Genomic DNA, 15,170 nt, shown 5'->3' with positions numbered 1-15,170 from the left:
GGGAATTACTTTTCGGTGGCGGCCTTCAGGTTGGCAAGGCCCGTCTCGAAGTCCTTGCCGATCATCTGGTCCATGTTGAAGAAGATGCCCATGAGCTTGGCGACGTAGGGGCTCGGGCCGTACATGGCCCAGGTGACCTGCGTCGCATTGCCCTGGGGCTGCAGCGTGAATTCGGCCGTGTTGTGGCCTTCGAAGGGCTTGATGAAGTCGAGCTTGATCGCGACCTTCGACGAAGGCGCCGACTCGACGATCTCCATGCGGCCCGCGCCGGCCTTGTCGTTGCCTTCCCAGGCATAGGTCGCGCCCTTGCCGCTCGCGCTGCCGCCGAAGCTGCGCTTCATGGCGGGGTCGAGCTTCTCGTAGGGCGACCAGGCGCCCCAGCGGTGGAAGTCGTCGATCAGCGGAAAGATCTTCTCGGCCGGCGCCTCGATGCGCGCGGTGCGCTCGACGCGGAAAGTGTCGGGCCGGGTGGCCGCGAAGATCAGCAGCGCGGCGATCGCGAGCACGATGACGAGGGCGATTTTCTTGAGCATGGCGGGGCTTCCGGGAGATTGGCGGCGCGGGCGGGTGCGATCAGGCAGGCTGTGCGACGACCAGCAGCCAGCCCACGCCGAAGCGGTCGGTCAGCATGCCGAACTTGGAGGTGAAGAAGGTCGGGATCAGCGGCTGCATGACCTGTCCGCCTTCGGCCAGCGCGTCGAACCACTTGACGGCTTCGGCGTCGGTGCTGGCGGTGAGGGCGAGCATCACGCCCTCGAACTTCGGCTGGCCCGAGCAGCGGCCGTCGGAGGCCATCAGCTCGGTCTCGCCGATGCGGAACACCGCGTGCATCACTTTCTCGGCATCGGGCGTGCCGCCGGCACAGCCGGCTTCGGCGTTCTCCGAAGGGGCGCCCGCGGGGGCTTCCTTGTAGCGCATGAGCTGGGTGACTTCAGCGCCGAGCGCCTTCCTGTAGAAGCCGAGCGCTTCGTCGCAGCGGCCTTCGAATGAGAGATACGACTGGACTTTCATGACGATTCCTTTGGACTGAAGAGGTGACTCGGAGGCCCCCGGTGTCTCGGGCCGCAAACAATCGGATTACTTTGTGTACACCGTCCACAAAGAATAGCAGAGATAATGGACAGTGTCCACATGGAGAAGCGATGAAGCTCAACAACGTCCCCGAGAGCCTGCCGCCCGCCCGCAGCACGTATCGCCACGGCGATCTGCGCCGGGCGCTGCTGGAAGCAGGCATCGAACTGGCCCGCGACGGCGGTCCCGACGCGGTCGTGTTGCGCGAGGCCACGCGGCGCGTCGGCGTGGTGCCCAACGCGGCCTACCGGCACTTCGAAAGCCGGCAGGAGTTGCTGCTCGCGGTGCGCGAGGCGGCGCTGGCCGCGGCGGCGCAGGCCATGGAAAAAGAACTGGCGGCCCAGCCCTGCGACCAGCCCCCCGCCGACTTCGCGCGCGGGCAGGTGCGCGCCATCGGCACCGCCTACCTGCGCTTCGCCCAGGCCGAGCCGGGCCTGTTCCGCACGGCCTTCGTGATCTCCGACGAGGGCCGCGGCGAACTCGGCCCAGGCAAGGCCGGCGAGAGCGGGCTCGATCCGTTCCAGCTGCTGGGCAAGGCCATCGACCGGCTGGTGGATGCCGGCGTGCTCGATGCGGCGCGGCGCCCGAACGCCGAGTACTGCGCGTGGAGCGCGGTGCACGGGCTGGCGCTGCTCATCATCGACGGGCCGCTGCGCGAGATCCCGCCCGAAGCGGCCTACAAGCTGGGCCAGCAGCTGATCGACATGGTCGAGCGGGGCCTGTGAAGCCCGCGACCGCTGCTACAGATAGATCTTCTGCAGCAGCCGTATCAGCGTCTCGCGCTCCCGCGCCGTGAGCTTGGCGCTGGCATCGGCTTCCAGCTGGATCACGGTCTGCTCCGCCTCGCGGATCAGCGCCTCTCCGGCCGCCGTGAGATGCAGCCCGACCGCGCGGCCATCATGCGGATGAGGCCGGCGTTCTATCAATCCCCGGCTATCGAGCGTCGCCACCAGGCTCACGAGGTTCGGCGGCAGGATGTCCAGCGCGTTGCACAGCTGCCGCGAAGTGGCGCCGGGGTTGTGCGCCAGCAGCGACAGTACCGAGAAATCGATCTGCTTGAGCCCGTAGGGCGCCATGCGCTCCGCGAAGAAGGCGCTGACGATCAGCCAGGCCCGGCGGGCGTTGTAGCCGACCAGGGTTTCGAGCATGCGCGCATCGAGCCGGTCCGGCTTGCCTTGCGGCGCCGCGGTCTGCTCGCCTTTGGCGGGAACGGATTTCGGGGTGGAGGCCATGGCCCGAGCGTAACCCCGCCCGGACGCCCGCGAACGCCCGGAGTGGCTAGTTGGAGACACCGCTACCGGGCGCGGCCGCATGGGTCAGCGCCACCGTTTCGCAGGCCTTCTTGACGATGCCCATCCGCATCTCGAATTCAGGCAGCACCCAGCGCCTGAAGGCGGCCGCCACGCGCGCCTTCTCCGCGTCGCCGGGCGAGGCCGCCTCGATGCGCGCCCAGGCCCAGGCCATCATCGTCAGCATGGTCACGCGAAGGTAGTCGTCGGCCACCTCGTACGGCAGCACCGGGTTTGCATGCGCCGCCATCGCGACGGTGGTGCCCAGGTAGCGCAGTTGCGCCAGCCGACGCTGCACGTCGGCATCGGCCTCGCGCGAGGCGTCCAGCGTGTCGCGCAGCTCCAGCAGCACGGCCGACATGGCGGCGCCGCCGTCGGGCAGCACCTTGCGCACGAGCAGGTCGATGGCCTGGATCTCGTTGGTGCCCTCGTAGATCATCGTCACGCGCGAGTCGCGCACGATCTGCTCGATGCCCCATTCGCGCACGTAGCCGTGGCCGCCGAACACCTGCAGACACTCGCTCGCGCCGTGGAAGGCCTGGTGCGTGCACGCGGCCTTGAGCACCGGCGTGACCAGCGAGCACCAGCGCTGCGCGCGCTCGCGCGCCTTGGGGTCGGCGTCGTGCGCGGCCACGTCGAGCATCAGCGCGCTGCGGTAGGCGATGGTGCGCGCCCCGTCGATCCAGGCGCGCTGCGTGTCGAGGATGCGGCGCACCGCCGGATGCTCGGCGATCAGGTCGGCACTCTCGCCGCCGCGGCTCGCGGGCACCGGGCCCGGCGCGCGCATCTGGCGGCGCTCCGCCGCGTAGGCGTCGGCTTTCTGCCAGGCCGCGTCGAGCAGGCCGATGCCCTGCAGGGCCACGTGCAGGCGCGCCGAATTCATCATCACGAACATCGCGGCCAGCCCACGGCCGGGCTCGCCGACCAGCCAGCCGGTGGCGTCGTCGAAGCGCATGCTGCAGGTGGGGCTGCCGTGCAGGCCCATCTTTTCCTCGATGCGCTCGCAGTGCACCGCGTTGCGCGTGCCGTCGGGCAGCAGCCGGGGTACCAGCGCCAGCGACAGGCCCTTGGGGCCGGCCGGCGCATCGGGCAGGCGGCACAGCACGAGGTGGACGATGTTCGGCGTCAGGTCGTGCTCGCCGCCGGAGATGAAGATCTTGCTGCCGCTGACCCGCAGGCTGCCGTCGGCTTGCGGCACGGCGCGCGTGCGCACCTGGCCCAGGTCGCTGCCTGCGTGGGCCTCGGTGAGGCACATGGTGGCGAGCCATTCGCCGGTGGCGATCTTCTGCAGGTAGCGCTGCTTCAGCTCGTCGCTGCCGTGGTGCTTGAGGCAGGCGTACGCGCCGTGCAGCAGACCGGGCGCCATCGTGAGGCCGTGGTTGGCGGCGGCCAGCCACTCGTAGAGCACCGCTTCGAGCACCGCCGGCAGGCCCTGGCCGCCGTCTTCCGGCGCGGCCGAGAGCGCGGGCCAGCCGCCGTCGACGAAGGCCTGGTACGCCTCGCGAAAGCCAGGCGGCGAGGTGACTTCGCCATTGGAAAAACTGCAGCCCGCTTCGTCGCCGGCCCGGTTGATCGGCGCGACCACTTCGCCGACGAAGCGCCCGGCCTCCTCGAGCACCTGCGACTGCAGCGCCTCGTCGACTTCGGCAAAGGGCGCGAGCGCGGCAAGGCGCGCGGGCGCATCGAGCACCGCGTTCAGCAGGAAGCGGACGTCATCGGGGCGGGGCTGGTAATCCATCGGAGGCTCGGTAACTGGCTAGGTATCAGGGCGTGGGCAGCTTGCAAGCGAAGCTGCCTGCGCGCTCGGCGTCACCGCCGGTGTAGGTGGCGACCTGCGGATAGGGGCACAGCGGCCGCGTGCGTTGCGCGGCCCAGCCGGCAGGCACTTCGGCATTCGGCACCGGCGTGCCCGCGCCGCGTGCCGAGGCGGTAACGGATGCGGGCGCCTTGCCCTGCTCGACCCAGTCGACCAGCGCGCTGAGCATGTCGAACTGGTCGGTGGCCGGACCGCCCGCGCAGTGGTTCATGCCAGGCACCGGGAAGTAGCGCGCGAACGATGAGGCATCGCCGCCGTTCGCGGCGCGCACGCGCTCGTACCAGGCTTGCGTGTCGTCGGAGGAGAACACCGGGTCACTGGTGCCGTGGTAGACGATCATGCGGCCGCCGCGCTCGCGCAGCGCGCTCAGGTTGGCCGCGTCGGGCGGCGTCATGAACGACAGCGCCGACTCGCGGAACACCCCGTCGGTGGCTGCGATGCGCGGCGCGTCGCGGTCCATGTCGAAGCCCAGCGCGAAGGGCAGGCCCTGCGGCCGGTCGGCCAGCGGCGGCGTGCTGAAGATGAAGCCGACCGCGCCTGCGTCGCGCGTCGGCGGGCTCGCGAACTTCCATTCGCGCCAGTTGGCGCCGCTCACGCCCGCGTCGAACGGAAAGCCGCTGTAGATCGGCTGGCCCGCGCTGTTGCGCGCGCCCTTGAACACGTTGGCGAGCGCGTTCTTCTGCGGCGCGCTCAGGCACATGGCGTCGCGCGTGCCGGCGGCGCAGGTCGGCACGTCGCGCTGGATGTCGAAGCGCGGGCGGCAGGCGTTGACGTCCGACACGATGCCGTCGGCAATGCCGTCGAGTGCATCGCAGCGCTGCAGCACCTTGTCGGCCACCAGCTTCAGCTCGGCAGGCGTGAAGGCGCTCTGCAGGTCGGGCTGGCCGGCGGGCGTTTTCGCGCTGGCCACCGCCGCGTACTGCTGCGCGCCGTAGAGCTGCGCCACCGCCGCCTTCGGCAGGTTGAAGCCGGGGTCGCCCGCGAGCACGCCGTCATACTGGCCGGCCGAGCGCACGGCGGCCACCATCGCATGCCGGCCGCCGTTGGAGCAGCCGCCTATGTACGAGCGGTCGGGCCCGCGTCCGTAGGCCTTGGCGATCAGGTTCTTGGCCATCGGCGTGAGCTGCGCGACGGCGTTGTAGCCGTAGTCGAGCCGCGCCTGCGGGTCGAGCCCGAAGCGCGGGCCCATCGAGCCCGCATGGCCGGCGTCTGTGCTGATGACCGCGAAGCCCATCTGCAACGCGCTGCTGCGCGGTCCGCCGCCGCCGATGCCGCCCAGCGCGGGCACCACCACGCCGTCGAGCCCGCCGTTGGCCTGGTAGAAGAAGCGCCCGTTCCAGGCGACCGGCAGCCGCATCTCGAAGCCGATGGCATAGCGCTGGCCATCGACGGGGCTGGTGCGCTCGTTCATGCGGCCCTGCACCAGGCAGTGCGCGGGCGCCGCCATCGCGACGCCGCCGACCGTGACGGTGCCGGCCGGCACCTCGGTGGCCGATGTGTAGACCGTGCCCGGCAGCACCGCGCGGGCGGCGAGGTCGGAGCAGGCCTGCAGCGTGCCGGAGCGCGCGGCGGGCAGCGGCGCATGCGGCGCCGGCGGCGCGGTGGACCGGCTCGCGCAGGCCGCGAGCAGCGCGGCGGCGGCGAGCGTGGTCGCGCACAAGGCTGGGTGGAAGCGGCGCTGTGGCTTCTTCATGCTGTTGTCTCCTTGCTGCCGCGCGGGTCGCGGCGTTGTCGTTGGCTCAGGCGGCTTTTCTCGCGGCGCCGAGGTAGGTGTCGATCACGCGCGAGTCGACGGCCAGCTTCTTCGCTTCGCCCTCGAGGCTCACGCTGCCCATCTCGAGCACGTAGCCGTGATCCGCCACCTCGAGCGCGGCGCGCGCGTTCTGCTCCACCAGCAGGATGGTCACGCCGGTGGCGCGCAGCGCCTCCACGGTGCGGAAGATCTCCTGCACCACCAGCGGCGCGAGCCCGAGGCTGGGCTCGTCGAGCATCAGCAGCGTGGGGCGCGACATCAGCGCGCGGCCCACCGCCAGCATCTGCCGCTCGCCGCCCGAGAGCGTGCCGGCCAGCTGGGCGCGGCGCTCCTTCAGGCGCGGGAACAGCGTGTAGACCTCGTCGATGCGGTCGCGCCATTGGCGGTTGCGCAGCCGCACCTGGCGGAAGGCGCCGAGCACGAGGTTGTCTTCCACCGGCATGGTGCCGAACAGCTCGCGCTTCTCGGGCACGAGCGCGATGCCGAGCATCACGCGCTCCTCCAGCGACAGCCCGTTGACCGGCTGGCCCTTGAACTCGATGGTGCCTTTGGAGGGCAGCACGCCCATCAGCGAATTCAGCAGCGTGGACTTGCCCGCGCCGTTCGGTCCGATCACCGTGACCACGCTGCCCTGGCCGGCCTGCAGGTCGATGCCGTGCAGCACCTCGGCGCGGCCGTAGCCGGCGTGCAGGCCGCGGATGCGGAGCAATGGAGATGTCATGTCAGTGCTCCGTTCCAAGATATGCCGCGCGCACCTTGTCGCTCGCCTGCACCTCGGCGGGCGTGCCCTCCATCAGGTGCGTGCCGAATTCCATCACCACGATGTGGTCGCAGATGTCCATCACCAGTCCCATGTCGTGCTCGACCAGCAGGATGCTCATGCCCTCGCCGCGCAGCTGGCGCAGCACCTTGCCCAGCGCTTCCTTCTCCTTGTGGCGCAGGCCGGCCGCGGGCTCGTCGAGCAGCAGCAGGGCCGGATCGGCGCACAGGGCGCGCGCGATCTCCAGCAGGCGCTGCTGGCCCATCGCGAGGTTGCCCGCGAGCTCGTGCAGGTAGTCGCCCATGCCCACGCGCTGCAGCTGGCGCTCGGCCTCGCGGAACAGCGCGCGCTCCTCGGCGCGGTCGACGCGCAGCATGGCGGCGACGGCGCCCTTGCGCCCGCGCAGGTGGGCGCCCAGCGCCACGTTCTCCAGCACCGTCATGTCGGCCACCATCTTCACGTGCTGGAAGGTGCGCGACACGCCGCGCTGCGCGATCTGCCGCGCGCCCAGCCCGCCGATGGCTTCGCCGCGGAAGCTCACCGCGCCGCCCGAGAGCCCGAGCACGCCGGTGATCAGGTTGAAGGTGGTCGACTTGCCCGCGCCGTTCGGACCGATCAGTCCGACGATCTGGCCGGCGCGTGTCTGGAAGCTGATGTCGTTCACCGCCACCAGCCCGCCGAAGGTCTTGCGGATGGCGCGCACGTCGAGCACCACCTCGCCGGCTGCCGGCCTGGCGCGCGCGGGCAGGTCGCCGGCATCGCGCCAGTCGACCGCGCGGCGCGGGCGCGGCAGGCGGCGGTCGACGAAGGCCCAGAGCCCGTCGGGCAGGTACTTGAGCACCAGCACGATCATGATGCCGAAGACGATCAGCTCGTAGCTGCCGGCCGTGCCGATCAGCTTGGGCAGCAGCACCTGCAGCTGGTCTTCGAGCTGCTTGACCACGCCCGCGCCGGCAATCGCGCCCCACACGTGGGCCGCGCCGCCGAGCACTGCCATGAACAGGTACTCGATGCCCATCTTCAGCCCGAAGGGCGACGGGTTCACCGTGCGCTGGAAGTGCGCGAAGAGCCAGCCCGAGACCGATGCGAAGAGGGCGGCGAGTACGAAGATGCCGATCTTGAAGCGCAGCGTGTTCACGCCCATGGCCTCGGCCATCTGCGAGCCGCCGGCCAGCGCGCGGATGGCGCGGCCGCTTCGCGAGTCGAGCAGGCGGATCACCGCGAAGGCCGCGAGCAGCGCGAAGATCCACACCACCGCATAGAACATGCGCTGCTGGCCGATCTCGAAGCCGAACACCGTGAGGCCCTTCACGCCGAGGATGCCGTCGTACTTGCCCAGCGCCTCCAGGTTGCCCATGAGGTAGTAGAGCGACAGTGCCCACGCGATGGTGGCCAGCGGCAGGTAGTGGCCCGACATGCGCAGCGTGATCGCGCCGATGATCGCCGCGCTGATGCCCGTGAGCGCCATGCCGATGAAGAGCGTCACCCACGGCGACAGGCCGGTGTTCACCGTGAGGTAGGCGGTGGTGTACGCGCCGATGCCCACGAAGGCCGCCTGCCCGAAGGAGGTGAGGCCGCCCACGCCGGTGAGCAGCACCAGGCCCAGCACCGGCAGCGTGTAGATGCCGACGTAGTTGAGCTGGATGATCCAGAAGTCGGGCAGCGGCAGCAGCGGCAGCGCGATGAGCACCAGCACCAGCGCGAGCGGGCCCCAGGTGCGCAGCGCGCTCTTGTCGGGCGCATGGGCCGTCGAGGGATTCAGGAGTGCTTCCATGTCAATGTTCCTCGTCCGAATGGCCGCTCTTCAGCGAGCGCCACAGCAGCACCGGCAGGATGATGGTGAACACGATCACTTCCTTGAACGAACTGGCCCAGAAGGAGCCGAAGGACTCGATCACGCCCACGGCCAGCGCGCCGACGAGCGCGCCGGGGTAGCTCGCCAGGCCCGCGATCACGCCGGCCACGAAGCCCTTCAGGCCGATGAGGAAGCCCGAGTCGTAGAACACCGTGGTGGTCGGACCGATCAGCAGGCCCGAGAGCGCGCCGATCAGCGCCGCCATCGCGAAGGTGAGCTGCCCGGCCGCCTGGGTGGAGATGCCCATGAGCCGAGCGCCCAGCCGGTTCACGGCGGTGGCGCGCAGCGCCTTGCCGTACAGGCTGCGCTCGAAGAACAGGTACAGCAGCACGATCAGCGCGGCCGACATGCCGAAGATGATGAGCGCCTGCCCGCTCACGTTGAGAGGCCCGAGCGACATGCGCTCGTCCCAGAACGGCGGGTTGCGGAAACCCTCCGCGCCGAAGAAGAGCAGGCCCAGCCCGGTCATCGCGAAGTGCACGCCCACCGAGACGATCAGCAGCACCAGCGAGCTCGCACCCGCCAGCGACTGGTAGGCCACGCGGTACACCAGTGGCCCGAACGCCGTGACGATGAACACCGTGAGCAGCGCCTGCACGCCGATCGGCAGGTTGCGCGGGCCGGCCCAGGCCGAGATCGCGCAGATGACGGCGGGTGCCGCGAGCGTGCGCAACGCAGCCTTCAGCCCGGCCACCGCGCTGCCGTTGTGGCGCCAGGTGGTGACCAGGTCCATCAGCGCCGCGACGCCGGCCAGGATGAGCAGCAGCCACACCGTGCCCGGCGTCTTGCCGGTCTGGAAGATCGCCAGCGTCAGCGCGCCGTACGCCACGAATTCGCCCTGCGGAATGAAGATGACGCGGGTCACCGTGAAGACGAGCACGATGCCCATGCCCAGCAGGGCATAGATCGCGCCATTGGTGAGGCCGTCCAGCGTCAGGATGCTGGCGATCGAGAGATCCATGGCGTGTGTTCGATGCGGCTGAAGAAGGGGATTACTGCTCGACCTTGAACGCGCCGTTCACCACCTTGAGCATCACGCCGGTCTCGGTCGTGTAGCCCCAGTGGTCCTGCGCCGTCCAGTTCAGCACGCCGTGCGCGAGCACGGTGCGGCCCATGCCCTCGAGCGCGTCGCGCAGCGCGGCGCGGAACTCGGGCGTGCCGGGCTTGGCCTTCTTGAGCGCGACCGGCACGGCCTTCTCGAGCACCGTGAGCGCGTCGGCCGCGTGGCCGGCGAACTGGTTGCGCGAGCCGGGGCCGTAGGCCTTCTCGTAGCCCTGCACGAAGGCGACGGCGGCGGCCTTCGAGGGATGGCTGTCGGGCAGCTGCTCGGCCACGGTGGCGGGGCCGGAAACGACGAAGGTGCCCTCGGCGTCCTTGCCGGCGGTGCGCATCAGGTCCTGCGTGGCGGCGGCGTGCGTCTGGTAGACCTTGCCCTTGTAGCCGCGCTCCATCACCGCCTTCTGCGGCATGCCGGCGCCGCTGCCCGAAGCGACGATCAGGATCGCGTCGGGGTTGGCCGAGGTGAGCTTGAGCACCTGGCCGGTCACGCTGGTGTCGGCGCGCGCGAAGCGCTCGGTGGCGACGATCTTGATGCCGTTCTTGGCGGCCTCGGCCGTCAGCGCCTTGAGCCACAGCTCGCCGTAGGCGTCGGTGTAGCCGAGGAAGCCGACCGTCTTGATGTTCTGCTTCTTCATGTGCGCGACCACCGCGTAGGCCATCACGTCGTTCGACTGCGGCAGGCGGAAGAACCACTTGTCCTTGCCCGGCGGCAGGCCGGCAGGCGCGGTCGACAGCTGCGGCGTGCCCGACTCGGCGGTCACGTCGGCCATCGGGATGGCGACGGGCGTGGCGCTGGAGCCGATGATGATGTCTGCCTTGTCCTCGGTGACCAGGCGCTGCGCGTCCTTCACGCCGGTGGTCGGGTCGGTGGCGTCGTCGAGCACCACCACCTTGAGCGTCTCGCCCGCGATGGTCTTCGGCCAGATGGCGATGCCGTTCTTCACCGGAATGCCCAGGCCCGAGGCCGGGCCGGTGAGCGGCTGCACCACGCCCACGGTGATGTCGGCATGGGCGAGGCCCATGGCCATGAGCGCCAGTACGGCGGCGAGGGTGGTCTTCTTGAAGGTCATCGGTGTCTCCTGGGTACGTTGTGAAGCGGGCGGAACGAACGCGAAAAAGAAAGAAGGGCCTCAGCGCGGCGCCATGCGCAGCGCGCCGTCGATGCGGATCACCTCGCCGTTGAGGTGGCCGTTGGTGACGATGTGGCAGGCCAGCTCGGCGAACTCCGAGGGCTTGCCCAGACGCGGCGGGAAGGGGATGGAGGCGGCCAGCGACTGCTGAACCGGCTCGGGCAGCTCCAGCAGCAGCGGCGTGGCGAAGATGCCCGGCGCCACCGTGCACACGCGGATGGCGTGCTGCGCGAGGTCGCGCGCCATCGGCAGCGTCATGCCGACCAGCCCGCCCTTGGAGGCGCTGTAGGCCTGCTGGCCCACCTGGCCGTCGAAGGCGGCGACCGAGGCGGTGAAGAGCATCACACCCTTCTCGCCGTTGTCGAGCGCCTCCAGCTTCGCGCAGCGCGCGGCGAACAGGCGCGCCATGTTGTAGCCGCCGATCAGGTTGATGTTGACCACGCGCACGAAGTCTTCCAGCGGCGCGGGGCTGCCGTCCTTGCCCACGATGCGCTTGGCGCTGCCGATGCCGGCCACGTTCATCAGGATGCGCGCGGGGCCGTGCGCGGCCTCGGCCTTGTCGAGCGCGGCGTTCACGCTGTCGGTGTCGGTGATGTCGCAGACGCAGGCGACGCCGCCGATCTCGGCCGCCACCTTCTCGGCGAGCGCGGCATTGCGGTCGAGCACGGCGACTTTGGCGCCCAGCCGTGCGAGCTCGCGCGCGGTGGCTTCGCCCAGGCCCGATGCGCCGCCCGTGACCAATGCGGCTTGTCCTTCGATCTTCATTTGTCTCGTCTCCAGAAAAAGTGTGGAAAGGCTCAGCGTGGCTTCAGCGTGAACGGCAGGCTGCCGTCGTGCATCGCATCGGCCAGCGCGGCGCGGTGCTTGAGCACGGAGCGCTGGTTGATGGAGCCCTTGTCGGTGACCTCGCCCCTGTCGATGGACGGCGGCTCGGCCATCAGGTGCAGCCGCGCGATGCGGTTGGCGCTGCCGGTGGCGCCGGCGGCCAGCGTGTCGACCACCTGCTGGAAGTGCGCCTGCACGGGTGCGCTTTCCAGCACCTCGCGCATGGTGGCGCCGGCCGGCAGGCCGGCGAGCTCGCGCACCTTCTGCGTCGGGAAGACGAGCGCGCCCACTTCCTTCAGGTTGATGCCGGTCAGCACCGCGTCCTGCACATAGGGCGCGCCGGCCGCGATGATCTTCGCGCGCATCGGGCCCACGCTCACGAAGGTGCCGGTGGCGAGCTTGAAGTCTTCGGCGATGCGGCCGTCGAAGCGCAGGCCGCGGTGGATGTTGCCCTCGTCGATCCACTTCACCGCGTCGCCGGTGGAAAAGAAGCCTTCCTCGTCGAAGGCCTCGGCCGTGGCCTCGGGCGCGCGCCAGTAGCCGGGCGTGATGTTGGGGCCGCGGTAGCGCACCTCGGTCTTGCCGTCGACCTCGATCAGCTTGAGCTCGATGCCCGGCGCAGGCAGGCCCACGTCGCCCGACTTCACGTCGGGGCCGGTCACGTAGAGCGCGAAGGGGCCCGATTCGGTCATGCCCAGGCCCGTGCCCATCACGATGCGCTCGCCGACTTCCGACTCCTGCGTGCGGTGCAGGCTGTCCCACACCGGCTGCGAGAGCGCCGCGCCCGAGTAGAAGAACATCTTCACGCGCGACAGCAGGTTGCGGCGCAGCACCTCGTCGGTTTCCATCGCCTGCGCGATAGCCTCGAAGCCGGTGGGCACGTTGAAGTAGATGGTGGGCGCGATCTCGCGCAGGTTGCGCAGCGTCTCGGCCATGCCGGCGGGCGTGGGCTTGCCGTCGTCGATGTAGAGCGTGCCGCCGTTGTCCAGCACGATGCCCACGTTGTGGTTGCCGCCGAAGGTGTGGTTCCAGGGCAGCCAGTCGACCAGCACCGGCGGCTCGTCGCCCAGGGCGGGAATCGACTGGCGCAGCTGCTGCTGGTTGGCGCACCACATGCGGTGCGTATTGATCACGGCCTTGGGCATCTTGGTCGAGCCCGAGGTGAAGAGGAACTTGGTGATGGTGTCGGGGCCGGTGGCGCGCATCGCCTCGTCGATGGCGCTCGTGGCCGGCGTGGAGGCGAGGGCGCTGAACGCGGTGACGGGCCGGTCCTCGAGGCTGCCCTCGGCCAGCACGACCTCTGTGCCGGTGGGCACGACGGCGGCGATGGCCTTGGCGAAGCGCGCCGCGTCGCTCGCGAAGACGAGGCCGGGCGTGAGGGTGTCGAAGACGTGGCGCAGCTTCTCGAAGTCCTGGCTCACCACCGAGTAGGGGGGCGAGACGGGGCAATAGGGCACTCCGGCGTAGAGGCAGCCCAGCGCCATCAGCGCGTGCTCGATGCCGTTCTCGCTGAGGATCGCGACCGGTCGCTCGGCGCTCAGGCCGCGCTCCAGCAGTGCCTGTCCGATACCGCGTGCTTCCTCCAGCGCCTGCGCGTAGCTCACGCGCAGCCAGTCGCCGGTGCTGCCGTCGGCCAGCCGTTCGCGGCGGGCGATGAAGGTGCGGTCGGGCGTGCGCTCTGCCCAGTGGGCGAGGCGGTCGGTCATGCGCTCGCGGTAGGGGGCGAGCGGCGTTTCGGCGCTCAGGTACTGCGTGCCCGGCGCGCCGTCGCGCAGCACCGCGCGGGTGACGCCGAAGACCAGCGGGCGGTAGCGGACGGCGGGGGCGCTCATCCCTTGCTCACTTTCGCGCCGCGTCCTTCGAGGAAGTCGCGAACGCGCTGCTTGGCCTCGGGCGCGGCCTGCGTGATGCCGGAGATCAGCGCCTCGGTGAAGAAGCCGTGGTCGGCCGACTGCTCGGCGATGCGCGGCAGCGCGTGCATCAGCGCGTAGTTGGTGAGCGGCGCGTTGGTGGCCACGCGCCTGGCGAGCTCGAAAGCCTTGTCGAAGGCCTGGCCTTCGTCGACGAGGTACTGCGCGAAGTTGGCGCGCTCGCCGTCTTCGGCGTTGTAGACGCGGCCGGTCATCATCATGTCGGTCATGCGGGCCACGCCGATCAGCTTGGGGATGCGCACCGAGCCGCCGCCGCCCACGAAGATGCCGCGCGAGCCCTCGGGCAGCGCGTAGAAGGTGGTGCGGTCGGCCACGCGGATGTGGCAGGCGCTTGCCAATTCGAGCCCGCCGCCGACCACCGCGCCGTGCAGCGCGGCGATCACCGGCACCGGGCCGTGCTGGATCAGGTCGAGCGCGGCGTGCCACATGCGCGAGTGCTGCATGCCCTGGCCGGCGTCGCGTTCCTTCAGCTCGCTCAGGTCGAGGCCGGCGCAGAAGTGCGGCCCCTCGCCGTCGATCACCGCGGCGCGCACGGTCGAAGGCAGCTTCTCGAAGGTGTCGCGCAGCGCGAGGATCAGTCCGTCGGACAGCGCGTTGCGCTTGGAGCCGCGCGTCAGGCGGACGATGGCGACTTCGTCGCGGATGTCGAGTTGGAGGTCTGGATTGGTCATGATGGGGTCCGGGGTTGCGTCGAATTATGGTTATGGGAAATAATCAATTCAAGGAATTTGGAGCCCCCGGAGACTAGGGATTTACCCGTACAGGAGACAGCGCATGGACCATCAGAACCTGATCGCGATCGACATCCACACCCACGCAGAAGTCAGCTGCTGGAACCCGTTCGACAACTACGGCGAGGAATACGACCGCGCGGCCGACAAGTACTTCGGCTCCAGCGGCCGGCCCACCATTGCGGAGAGCGTGGCGTACTACCGCGAAAGGAAGATCGGCCTGGTGATGTTCATGGTCGACGCCGAATCGAACATGGGCCGCCGGCGCATTCCGAACGAGGAGATCGCCGAGGCCGCGAGGAACAACAGCGACATCATGATCGCCTTCGGCAGCGTCGATCCGCACAAGGGAAAGATGGGCGCGCGCGAAGCGCGCAGGCTCATCGAGGAGCACGGCGTGAAGGGCTTCAAGTTCCATCCCACGGTGCAGGGCTACCATCCCTACGACCGCATGGCCTGGCCCATCTACGAGGTCATCGCCGAATACGGCCTGCCGGCCATCTTCCACACCGGCCACAGCGGCATCGGCTCGGGCATGCGCTGCGGCGGCGGCCTGCGGCTGGAGTACAGCAACCCGATGCACCTGGACGACGTGGCCATCGACTTCCCCGACATGCAGATCGTCATGGCGCACCCCAGCTTCCCCTGGCAGGACGAGGCGCTGAGCGTGGCCACGCACAAGCCCAACGTGTGGATCGACCTGTCGGGCTGGAGCCCCAAGTACTTTCCGAAGCAGCTGGTGCAGTACGCCAACACCCTGCTGAAGGACCGCGTGCTCTTCGGCAGCGACTACCCGCTGATCACGCCGGACCGCTGGATGCGCGACTTCGAGAACGCGGGCTTCAAGCCCGAGGTGATGCCCGGCATCCTCAAGGGCAACGCGATGCGGCTGTTGAAGCTGGAAGGCTGACCGACGGGGCGATCGGCACGGGTCTTCGAGCCGCCCGGCC

The 15,170-nt window shown here is 69.7% G+C and carries 14 protein-coding genes; 2 read left to right on the top strand and 12 right to left on the bottom strand.

The window, feature by feature from the left end; translation table 11 throughout:
- Positions 1 to 5: 5 nt before the first annotated feature.
- Together EJP67_RS31190 and EJP67_RS31185 are read right to left on the bottom strand one after the other, a co-directional pair.
- On the bottom strand, positions 6 to 533 hold the full coding sequence (locus EJP67_RS31190) for an SRPBCC family protein (RefSeq protein ID WP_126025583.1): 528 nt from the start codon (positions 531 to 533) through the stop codon (positions 6 to 8).
- Positions 534 to 573: 40 nt separating this feature from the next.
- Positions 574 to 1,011 (bottom strand): VOC family protein, encoded by a 438-nt coding sequence (locus tag EJP67_RS31185; protein ID WP_126025582.1) that lies wholly within the window; start codon positions 1,009 to 1,011, stop codon positions 574 to 576.
- A 131-nt stretch (positions 1,012 to 1,142) separates the two neighbouring features.
- On the opposite strand from EJP67_RS31185, the gene EJP67_RS31180 reads away from it, so the two are divergent.
- Positions 1,143 to 1,796 (top strand): TetR/AcrR family transcriptional regulator, encoded by a 654-nt coding sequence (locus tag EJP67_RS31180; protein WP_126025581.1) that lies wholly within the window; start codon positions 1,143 to 1,145, stop codon positions 1,794 to 1,796.
- Positions 1,797 to 1,811: 15 nt separating this feature from the next.
- On the opposite strand, the gene EJP67_RS31175 is transcribed toward EJP67_RS31180, so the two are convergent.
- Genes EJP67_RS31175 through EJP67_RS31130 form a run of 10 tightly spaced genes read right to left on the bottom strand, consistent with a single transcriptional unit; the run spans position 1,812 to position 14,160 of the window.
- Positions 1,812 to 2,303 (bottom strand): MarR family winged helix-turn-helix transcriptional regulator, encoded by a 492-nt coding sequence (locus tag EJP67_RS31175; protein ID WP_126025580.1) that lies wholly within the window; start codon positions 2,301 to 2,303, stop codon positions 1,812 to 1,814.
- A 46-nt stretch (positions 2,304 to 2,349) separates the two neighbouring features.
- Positions 2,350 to 4,098 carry an acyl-CoA dehydrogenase family protein gene (locus EJP67_RS31170; RefSeq protein ID WP_126025579.1) on the bottom strand — a complete coding sequence of 583 codons (1,749 nt, stop codon included), beginning with the start codon at positions 4,096 to 4,098 and terminating at the stop codon, positions 2,350 to 2,352.
- A gap of 25 nt (positions 4,099 to 4,123) precedes the next feature.
- The gene (locus EJP67_RS31165) at positions 4,124 to 5,869 is read right to left on the bottom strand and encodes a tannase/feruloyl esterase family alpha/beta hydrolase (protein WP_126025578.1); all 1,746 of its coding nucleotides are present in this window, start codon (positions 5,867 to 5,869) and stop codon (positions 4,124 to 4,126) included.
- Positions 5,870 to 5,915: 46 nt separating this feature from the next.
- Positions 5,916 to 6,650: an ABC transporter ATP-binding protein gene (locus tag EJP67_RS31160; protein WP_126025577.1), complete on the bottom strand. Its 735-nt coding sequence runs from the start codon at positions 6,648 to 6,650 to the stop codon at positions 5,916 to 5,918.
- Position 6,651: 1 nt separating this feature from the next.
- On the bottom strand, positions 6,652 to 8,463 hold the full coding sequence (locus EJP67_RS31155) for a branched-chain amino acid ABC transporter ATP-binding protein/permease (protein ID WP_126025576.1): 1,812 nt from the start codon (positions 8,461 to 8,463) through the stop codon (positions 6,652 to 6,654).
- Between the two features lies 1 nt (position 8,464).
- Positions 8,465 to 9,505, bottom strand: a complete 1,041-nt coding sequence (locus EJP67_RS31150) for a branched-chain amino acid ABC transporter permease (protein WP_126025575.1) — start codon at positions 9,503 to 9,505, stop codon at positions 8,465 to 8,467.
- Between the two features lie 31 nt (positions 9,506 to 9,536).
- Positions 9,537 to 10,673: an ABC transporter substrate-binding protein gene (locus EJP67_RS31145; protein WP_126025574.1), complete on the bottom strand. Its 1,137-nt coding sequence runs from the start codon at positions 10,671 to 10,673 to the stop codon at positions 9,537 to 9,539.
- Between the two features lie 60 nt (positions 10,674 to 10,733).
- Entirely contained in the window at positions 10,734 to 11,498 is a 765-nt protein-coding gene (locus EJP67_RS31140) for an SDR family NAD(P)-dependent oxidoreductase (protein WP_126025573.1), read from the bottom strand.
- 32 nt (positions 11,499 to 11,530) lie between these two features.
- A complete protein-coding gene (locus EJP67_RS31135; protein WP_126025572.1) occupies positions 11,531 to 13,390 on the bottom strand; it encodes a feruloyl-CoA synthase in 1,860 nt (619 codons plus the stop codon).
- Positions 13,387 to 14,160 (bottom strand): crotonase/enoyl-CoA hydratase family protein, encoded by a 774-nt coding sequence (locus tag EJP67_RS31130; protein ID WP_126025571.1) that lies wholly within the window; start codon positions 14,158 to 14,160, stop codon positions 13,387 to 13,389. Before EJP67_RS31130 ends, EJP67_RS31135 begins: the two co-directional genes overlap by 4 nt.
- 103 nt (positions 14,161 to 14,263) lie before the next feature.
- On the opposite strand from EJP67_RS31130, the gene EJP67_RS31125 reads away from it, so the two are divergent.
- Positions 14,264 to 15,130 carry an amidohydrolase family protein gene (locus EJP67_RS31125; RefSeq protein ID WP_126025570.1) on the top strand — a complete coding sequence of 289 codons (867 nt, stop codon included), beginning with the start codon at positions 14,264 to 14,266 and terminating at the stop codon, positions 15,128 to 15,130.
- Positions 15,131 to 15,170: the final 40 nt, after the last annotated feature.

This window comes from Variovorax guangxiensis (genome assembly GCF_003952165.1).
Taxonomy (GTDB): domain Bacteria; phylum Pseudomonadota; class Gammaproteobacteria; order Burkholderiales; family Burkholderiaceae_C; genus Variovorax; species Variovorax guangxiensis.
Note: the sequence above shows the minus strand (reverse complement) of the source record. Positions and strands in the feature narration are given on the sequence as shown.